The following is an 8596-nucleotide window of genomic DNA, read 5'->3' as shown; positions in this document are numbered from 1 at the left end:
GCTGGTTCCGTTACGGCTATTGCCGCTGCCGCGGCCAGCCGGGTCCCCCTTCTCGTAGCCAAGATGATCGCTCAGCTCCGCACCAAGCGCCCGCTCAATCAGCGCCTTCTTCAGCTGCTTGAAAAGCCCGTCTGCACCTGTGAGGTCTTCAGGCTTCTCATAGTTAGCAAGCAGTTGATCCAGCAGTTCAGGTGTAATCGTCGTGTCGGTCGTCATGTGAGTCTCCTCGGTAAGGTAAACTCACAGAAACCTGCTTACACATTCTTTCTGACACCCTCCTGGCGCGTGGTCGTCGGCTGCGCCGGATCACGGCCGGGAAACAGCCAGCCCTGCGGCCGCTCCGCCTTCCACCAGGCCCGCAGCAGCTCGAGCAGGCTTGGCGACAGCATCACGTTGCGGTCCTTGCCGCCTTTGCCCTGCTCGACGCGGATGAGCATGCGCTTGCTGTCGATGTCGGCGACCTTGAGCGAGACCACCTCGGCGGCGCGCAGGCCGGCGCCATAGGCCACGCTCAGCGCCGCCTTGTACTTCAGCCCTGGCGCAGCCTCGAGCAGCCGCGCCACTTCTTCCACGCTCAGCACCACCGGCAGCTTGCGCGGTTCGTGGATGACATGGGTGTGCTCGACGATCTCGTGGCGCCTGAGCGTGACCCTAAAGAAGAACCGCAACGTCGAGACGGTCTGATTGATGGTCGGCACGCCAACGCCGCTCGCCGCCAGATGCAGTTGGTAGCGGCGCACGTCCTCAAAGGTCGCCGTATCCGGCGATCGCCCGAGGAACGCCGCGAAGTTCTTGACCCTTTGCACATAGTCATGTTGGGTCTTCGGCGCGAACTTGCGGATCGTCATGTCTTCGATCATGCGCCGGCGCAGCGGGCTCACTGCCTCGTCGGTCAAGGGGATGCTCCTGTTTTGAGTGAAGGTTGCGAACCCCTCATCTCAAGACAGGACGCCCCCGCGGCGCTATCCTCTTGGCTGTGTCGCCAACCCCAGCGCCCTACCGCGCGAGCGGTTTAGTCCTTTGGCCCTTCTCAGACTCGTGGGTCCGACCGAATGTCCGCTTTGCGCAAGAAGCAGCCCTTTCGACGAGGTCACATTTTGACCCACAGCGGTCATTCACGTTGGGCGAAGAACGCGACACAGTTCTGTCATCTTTGATCTAATGGTTCCATTTTGCCGAATCTGGGGGCTGCTTTTATGCTCAGAATGTATTGGGCTTGCGTCGCCGTGCTTTGTTGTTTGGCCTCGTCTGCGCGGGCGGCGGGCATCCAACTTCTCGACACCGATCTCAGTCTAGCAGGCGCCGTTTGGTATCCATGCGCAGCAGGGCCGCAACGTGTGCCGCTCGGCAAACATACGATGAATTTTATCGAATCCCTGCAGGGCGTGAAGGACTGTCCTGTCACCGGCACCAAGCTGCCACTGATCATTGTCGCTCACGGCCGAAGCGGTTGGTTCGGCGGTCACGATGACGTTGGACAGGCACTCGCCGACGCAGGTTTTGTCCTAGCGAGCATCTCGTTGGCGACGGCAGCACTCGCTGAAAGGGACTGCTACTGGCTCTTCTCAGACTTGTCCGTCCGGCCGAATGTCCGGTTACTACCAAGCCCGGCCCCACTGACGGTCCGACGGGACTCGGAGTTCGACAACGTCGGACGATGGGGGAGTCGTAGTTTACCTAAACCAGACTCCAGATCCGTTTAATCAACGAACTTGAAAGTATTGACGTTCTCATCCGACCAGACCCGTAATTCGCTTTAGAGCACAGCACAAGCAGCGCGCGAGAGCAGCGTCAACAGCATGTTCGTCCGTCGGTGGTAACGAGTCGCGACACTGGAGGTCCGGCGGATCAGTCATCGCCACATCCGCTAGACGCTGACCAGGACGATCAGAGAAAGCAGCAATGATCGATAGCGACCGATAGTCGTCCCCTGCGGACCCAGGACGCCCTCGATCGAGCCTGAGCGGCAGGTCAGCAACCCGCGCCGCTCAGGCGCCTTCTGCTTAAACGTCTAATGCCGTCCCAAAGGGGCCGAGTAGACAAGCGGCGGCGGGCGGTACGGCCGGGCCGAAATGCCGAAATTCTGCCCGTACTGCTGCTGAACCGCCGGTATGTTGATAACGCCGACACGGATGTCCGGCGATCGCGCGTCGATCGGCGCCTGATTCGTGACCAGAGGATTGACCTTGTTGACCTCGCCCATCAAGCGTTTGTTGAGATCGTCATAGCCGCCTTTGGCATTGCCGGCGTTGCCGGCATTGCCGCGGACGACGCTGTTGTTTCCTGATCCCTGCTGCGGCCCGAGGTCGAGAGCCGGCGGCAAATTATTCCGCTGCGGATCGACGCTTACGGGCGGAAGGGACATCGGCGGCTCGTCGGTCTGAGCCATGGCGACTCCCGCCACGGCAACGGCCGTCAAATTGATAAGCAATAATAGGCGCATCCCAATCACCTGCTCGACAGTTACGATAGCGGCACCCCATCAATATAGTGCACAGATTGCAAAAGCGTATGTCTTGCGCAGGGATGCGATTCAAATTCTACGCGCTTCGGCCGCTCCCAGTAAACCGTTTGTCGAAACGATACCCAATCAACATCTTCGGCAAGATCAACCCCAGGGTGATCGCAAGCGTGATCAGGAAGGCATTGATTCCATCCGCAAGCGTTGCCTGCAGCAAACTCGGGGAAACGTTACCCCCGCTCGCGACGAGTTCGAGGAGCCCATCCGCCATCCGGAACAGGAACGCGCCCGGGATCAGCGAAACCACCGATGCAAAGGCAAGCCCCGCATAGGGCAACCTGAGACGTTCTGCCACAGGTGTGGTGATCGCTCCGACAATGAGGCAGGCGATAAAGGCGCCGCCCGCCAGGCCAACGCCGGCCTTGGCCAAGAGCGCCCAACGCACGCCATGGGCGAACATCCCGATCAGGATCGGGACCGGCAGCATCCGCCATGGCATGGAGAAAAAGGTACCATAGGCGGCCACCGCCGCACCCGCGGCGATCACGTCATAGATCAAAGGGACCGGCGGCGACGGCGCCGATGCCGGCAGGTTGGTCCCGCCGAACGACAGTCCGGCGAGCAGGCCGATGCAGATCGAAAAGATGATCAGGCTCGCATAGACCACCCGGCAGATCCCGAGCGCCAGGCGTCCACGCGCAAGGTCGATCGTGCCGTTGAGGACGTGCGGGCCCGGCACCAGCACCATGCAGGGACAGACCGCGACCAGCCGCTGCAGGCTGGAGGAGAACTGGAGATCGACGACCAGCGCGCCGATCGCGCCGGCGAGCAGCGCAGCGGCGAGCGGCTGGGCGAACGGGTTATGGCTCCATCCAGCAATCCAGCGGCGCAGGCAGGCGCCGAGGCCGGCGCTGACAGCGATGACGATCAGGCTGGCCAGGTGGGCGGCGCCGAAGATGATGCCGAGCGCAGCGGCGCCGATGGCGGCGAAGGTTGCGAAGCGAATGAGCGAGACGGGCGGGTGGGCCTGCACCTCCGCAAGCGCGGACCGCAGCGGTTCTGGCGCGGAGGGGTGATCGCAGAAGTCGTCAATCAACGCGGTTGCGGCAGCGACCTTTCCCATCTCGATCCCGACCGGCCTCGCCTCGACGGTCGTGCTCGCCGCTCCGTCGCCATTCTCGATCGCGACGGTCACTTCGTCCCAGCGCAGAAAGACCCGCGCAGAAAAGCCGAGCGCTGTCGCCAGCCGCTCGACACATTCGGTCGTGCGCTCGGTCGTCTGGCCGGTCGCGAACAGCAATGTCGCAACCGTCACCAGCAGATCGAGCGCGCGCGCCGGATCGAGGTCCGGGCTTCGAGCGGCGGCAGCCATGTCAGCCGGCTGGCTCATTGCATCAACGAAATCCGGATCTTCGATCGAACGCGCATCGGAACAGCGATACCGCCCGCCTCGCACCTGATCTTTCCGATTTCCATAGCCGTTTTCCGAATGGCCCGATGATGACCGCGAGGCCGCCCGGCGAAGCCTAGCGCCGCTCAAATGATCCGCCACGATTGTGGCATTTCGGCAAAAGGCGTGCGTCGCGGAAATATTTCCCCGCATCCTCGGCATAGCTTGGCACGCTCGCCGCGAAGCGAGTGCATTTCGCACCTCATCGTTCATCACGTCAGGGAGAAATTCATGTCCGACAGCCATCTAAGGCAGCCTATCCGCGGCGCCAAAGGCGCAACCGATCCGGGTCCCCGCAACGCCCTGCTCGACAACCAGAACCCCGATATCCTCACGCCGCCGGAAACCGACAACGGCTCGCTCCCGAATCTCAAATTCTCCTTCGGCATGGCCCACAACCGCCTGGAGGACGGCGGCTGGGCACGCGAGGTGACAGTGCGCGAACTGCCGGTCGCCAAATCGATGGCCGGCGTCAACATGCGCCTCGATTCGGGCGTGGTGCGCGAACTGCATTGGCACAAGGAAGCGGAGTGGGCCTACATTCTGCAGGGCAATGGCCGGCTGACCGTCGTCGACGAGGACCGCAATGTCGCGGTCTGATCCGCGATCAGCTTGCACCTGCAACCAGGCGCGACACCGGCCGGCTGGCGCGCGCCCGCCGGCGCCCGCCGATCACGCCTGAGCGAGGGCCTTTTCGCGGCTTGCAATCAGCGCCCGCAACGGCTCCGCCACGGCAACCGAGCTATGGGTCCGCTGGTCCGTGCATACCCACACGATTTCGCCGGTGGAGCGGAGATCGTCGCTGCCCTTGGCGAAAATTGCGAGCGCAAGCGTGATCGAGGATCGGCCGATCCTCGCGACCCGCACGCACACATCGACCTCCTCGTCGAACCGGATCGGCGCCTTGTATTCGACGACCGACCTCACAAGGTGGAAATCGACGCCGGTCCTTGCGACCTCGCCGAGATAGTCATAGCCGAGTGCGCGAAAATACTCGGTGATCGCCGTGTCGAAATAAGTCAGGTAGTGCGCGTTGAACACCACGGCCTGCGCATCGACCTCGGAATAGCGTACCCGAAACGGATGATGGAACCAGAAATCCCGGCGCATGCTTCCTCCTTCCACGAAGTATCGTCCATCCTCTGATATCACGATCGCGACGGATGTGAGCTGCCCGTGGACAATCTGCCCGTGATGGCTCTGGCGTGGCCGTCCCTTGAGTCCTGGAAGGAGCATGCACTCGCACCCCGCGGCAGAGACATGGCGTCTCCGCGCCGCGGGACGGTGCGGGCATGATCATTGACTGTTCGGTCGCTATATGCTACACGCTGTAACGTTATTATGGGTCGCAATAAAATGGATGATGATCTGCCGGAGCTCGGCGAGCTCGAACGAGAGGTGATGCAGCTCGTCTGGGCTCATGCGCCGATCACCGCGGAAGCGGTGCGGGAGCGGCTGGATCGGCCGCTAAAGGAATCCACCGTCCGCACGGTGCTGCGCAGGCTGGAGGAGAAAGGCTTCGTCACGCACGACGTCGAGGGGCGAACATTTCTGTTTCGTCCCGTTCAGGATCGCCGGAAGGTGGCGGCGAAGGCGGTCCGGCGCATCGCCGACTGGTTCTGCAACGGCTCGATCGAAGATGTGCTCGTTGGCATCGTCGACGCCAAGATGCTGAACAAGAAGCAGCTCGAGCAATTATCGAAGAAGATTGGACAGGCAAAGAACGAGAGGAAGTAATGTTGGCAATCGTCCTTGAAGCCGCGATCCGCTCGTCCGTCCTGATCATGGCGATCTGGATCGGCTTGAAGGCGCTGCGCATCTTTAATCCGCATATCCTGATGTCGACATGGCGGCTGGTGCTGATCGCCTCTCTTGCATCCCCTCTTATAGTCGGCCGGCCGATGTTCACTGTCGGGGCTGACATCCCACCGGCTCTCCTCGTCCTGACGGGAGACATGTCGATCTCCTCCCTCGCTTCCGACCTTGCTCCCGCTTCCGTCGGGCAGCATGGCACGATATCGCAGCACTTCGATTGGCGGTTGCTTGCCACGTCGATCTATCTTTTGGTTGCCGGCTGGCTCCTGCTGCGACTGGCGATCGGCACGGCGCTCAGTTGGCGGCTGCAAATATCGGCTGATCCGGTTTACGAGGATTGGACTGCAGGCAAGGACGTGCGTTCGAGCCCTGCCATCAAGGCACCCGGAACATTCGGCTCGACCATCCTCCTGCCCGAGCACTACGGCACCTGGGATGCCCTGGACCGACGCGCAATCATGGTCCACGAGGAATCGCATGTGCGTCGAGGCGATTTCTATGTTCTGCTGCTGGCGGCAATCAACAGGGCCGTGTTTTGGTTCAATCCGCTAGCCTGGTGGCTCAACAGCCGGATCGTCTATCTGGCGGAAGCCAGAATCGACGCCGCGGCGATCGAGGATATCGAAGATCGCATACGCTATGCTGAGCTTCTGGTCAGGCTCGGACATGGACCGAGCGGCTCAACCAGCCTGGCGATGGCGCGATCGGAGACCGTCGCGCGGCGGGTTGAACAGCTCCTGGCGGAAACGCGTCTGCCGAGGAAGATCGACTGGAAGGCGCGCGCGGCGATCGTCGCCTGCGTTCTGCCGCTGGTGGCAGTCTCATCCGGCGTCGTGGCGCAGGCCCCCTCGCCTCCGAAAGCGGATAACGATGCGACGACACTCGATCCCGACACGATGGCCAAGCGTAAGGCAGAGCAGGAACAGCCGCGCACGGAGGTCCCGATCGACGCAAAGCTACTCGACAATTACGTTGGCTATTATCAGCGGGCGGTGTTGATCTTCACGGTCACGCGGCAAGGGGATCAGCTCTTCGCACAGCTCACGGGGCAGCAGCCGGTGCAATTCTATCCCGAGAGCCCCACCAAATTCTTTGCCAAGGTCGTCCACGCGCAGATTTCCTTCGTCACCGACCCGCAAGGGAAGGCTGCAGCGCTGGTGCTCCATCAGAACGGTCACGAGCAATTGGCAAAACGGGTGGACAAGGCCGAAGCCGACAGAGTGGCGGAGCAGCTTGCGAAGCGAATAAAGGACGGCACCGCCCAACCGGGTAGCGAGGCGGCGCTGCGTCGCACGATCGAAGCCATTCGGGCCGCGCAGCCGAACTACGACGCAATGACGCCGGAATTGGCAGCCGCGACCCGTCAGCAACTGCCTGGGCTCCAGCGCGGCCTGGAACAATTGGGACAATTGCAATCGATCTCCTTCAGGGGAGTGGGTAGCAGCGGCTGGGATGTGTACGAGGCCAAATATGACAATGGCCTATCGATCTGGAGGATTACGCTGGCGCCGGACGGAAAGATCGCAGGACTCTTGGTCCAGGGTGGACCATAGCGACGTAGTCCACCACACAAATGGCATTGGCGGGCTAGCCTTCGCTAACCCGCCAACGACCTTGTCGTTATCCCGGAATGCGCGAACAGCCTAGCTCGCGCGACGCGATGCTTGTTCGTCTGCCCGGGAACGAACTATCTTGTCGCCCTCGATCGCCATCGCCTGCAACGTCGTCCGGTCGACCTTGCTCAGCGCGTTGCGCGGCAAGGCATCGAGCACGACGAGATGCTCGGGCACCTTGTAGGCGGCAAGCCGTGTCGCTACGTCGCTGAGGATGCCGGGAACGGCCCGTTCGTTCTTTCCCTTTGCGAGCGTGACGAAGACGATCAGGCGCTGTCCGAGCACGGCGTCCGGCACACCGACCACGGCCGCCGCCTCGACGGAGGGATGGGCGGCGACCGCCTCCTCGATTTCGACAGGCGAGATGTTGGTGCCGCCGCGAATGATGATGTCCTTTTTGCGCGCGACGAACAGGAGTTCGTCCTGCCCCTCTCGCCGCACCAGGTCGCCGGTGCGATACCAGCCGTCCTTCAGGCTGTCCGCCGTCGCCCTCAAATCGTTCCAGTAGCCGACGAACAGATTCGGACCGCGGACTAGGAGCTCGCCGGGTTCGCCATCGACGACATCCTTGCCATCGTCGTCGACCACCCGGACTTCCGCCGGCCTCGTGATCCTCATTACGGGACCGGGCCGCAGAGCGTAGCCGAGATTGCCGACGGCTTCCGTCGCCGCCCAGACGTTATAGAGCGGAGCACCGAAAGCGGCCGTGACCTGTTGCTGCAGCTCCACCGGACAGGAATCGCCTCCGGTCAGGCAATAGCGCAGCGACTTCAGGTCGCGCGGCCGGGCGCGCTGGCGCTCAAGCAGCGCGGCATATTGAGCGGGAAAACCGATTTGCAAGGTACAACGGTACTTCTCGATCGCATCGAGCACGGTGTCGGCGTCGAAGCTCTCGATCAGCACGAACGGAGTGCCGCTATAGATACACACCGAGAAAACGGCAGTCCCGCTCATATGCGCCAGGGGCAAGGGCATGGCGATGCCGTCCTGTCCCGCAAGTTCCCAATTGTTCCTCATGAGGTCCACCGATTCCGCCAGGCTGGACGCGGTGTGAATGACGAACTTGGGTTCGCCGGTCGTGCCTGACGTGGTGATGAGCACCGCAGGTCGATTGTAAGCAATTGGCGGAACAGGCCGGCAAGACGCTCAATTGCACGTGACCCTTGCGATCGCAGCGCAAGCCGTGCCGCCGAGCGGCGGAGGCGCTTGCGCAACTCGCGCCAGCGTTCCCCCTTTTTTGCTCCTGAGAATCTGCCA

Annotated in this window: 9 protein-coding genes; 3 read left to right on the top strand and 6 right to left on the bottom strand. The window is 62.2% G+C overall.

The window, feature by feature from the left end; translation table 11 throughout:
• The 4 genes from ACZYOF_RS04070 to ACZYOF_RS04055 all read right to left on the bottom strand — a co-directional run.
• The coding region (locus ACZYOF_RS04070; protein ID WP_463714883.1) for a transposase at window positions 1–216 on the bottom strand (216 nt) is incomplete at its 3' end.
• A gap of 38 nt (window positions 217–254) precedes the next feature.
• Entirely contained in the window at window positions 255–896 is a 642-nt protein-coding gene (locus ACZYOF_RS04065; RefSeq protein ID WP_463714882.1) for a tyrosine-type recombinase/integrase, read from the bottom strand.
• Window positions 897–2011: 1115 nt separating this feature from the next.
• Window positions 2012–2389, bottom strand: coding sequence for a hypothetical protein (locus ACZYOF_RS04060; RefSeq protein WP_463714881.1), 378 nt, complete (start codon window positions 2387–2389; stop codon window positions 2012–2014).
• A gap of 151 nt (window positions 2390–2540) precedes the next feature.
• The gene (locus ACZYOF_RS04055; RefSeq protein WP_463714880.1) at window positions 2541–3851 is read right to left on the bottom strand and encodes a threonine/serine exporter family protein; all 1311 of its coding nucleotides are present in this window, start codon (window positions 3849–3851) and stop codon (window positions 2541–2543) included.
• A gap of 291 nt (window positions 3852–4142) precedes the next feature.
• Between ACZYOF_RS04055 and ACZYOF_RS04050 the strand changes: the two genes are divergently transcribed.
• Window positions 4143–4511, top strand: coding sequence for a cupin domain-containing protein (locus ACZYOF_RS04050; protein ID WP_463714879.1), 369 nt, complete (start codon window positions 4143–4145; stop codon window positions 4509–4511).
• Between the two features lie 72 nt (window positions 4512–4583).
• On the opposite strand, the gene ACZYOF_RS04045 is transcribed toward ACZYOF_RS04050, so the two are convergent.
• A complete protein-coding gene (locus ACZYOF_RS04045) occupies window positions 4584–5021 on the bottom strand; it encodes an acyl-CoA thioesterase (protein ID WP_463714878.1) in 438 nt (145 codons plus the stop codon).
• A gap of 246 nt (window positions 5022–5267) precedes the next feature.
• Between ACZYOF_RS04045 and ACZYOF_RS04040 the strand changes: the two genes are divergently transcribed.
• Together ACZYOF_RS04040 and ACZYOF_RS04035 are read left to right on the top strand one after the other, a co-directional pair.
• On the top strand, window positions 5268–5648 hold the full coding sequence (locus tag ACZYOF_RS04040) for a BlaI/MecI/CopY family transcriptional regulator (protein ID WP_394567762.1): 381 nt from the start codon (window positions 5268–5270) through the stop codon (window positions 5646–5648).
• The gene (locus ACZYOF_RS04035; protein WP_463714877.1) at window positions 5648–7279 is read left to right on the top strand and encodes a M56 family metallopeptidase; all 1632 of its coding nucleotides are present in this window, start codon (window positions 5648–5650) and stop codon (window positions 7277–7279) included. The genes ACZYOF_RS04040 and ACZYOF_RS04035 overlap by 1 nt, the downstream gene beginning before the upstream one ends.
• Before the next feature lie 90 nt (window positions 7280–7369).
• Here the strand turns inward: ACZYOF_RS04035 and ACZYOF_RS04030 are convergent, their stop codons facing one another.
• Window positions 7370–8461, bottom strand: coding sequence for a class I adenylate-forming enzyme family protein (locus tag ACZYOF_RS04030; RefSeq protein WP_463714886.1), 1092 nt, complete (start codon window positions 8459–8461; stop codon window positions 7370–7372).
• Between the last annotated feature and the right edge of the window lie 135 nt (window positions 8462–8596).

The organism is Bradyrhizobium sp. LeoA1Lang (genome assembly GCF_055413685.1).
The sequence above is the reverse complement of the archived record's forward strand: the minus strand, read 5'-3'. Positions and strand labels throughout refer to the sequence as shown.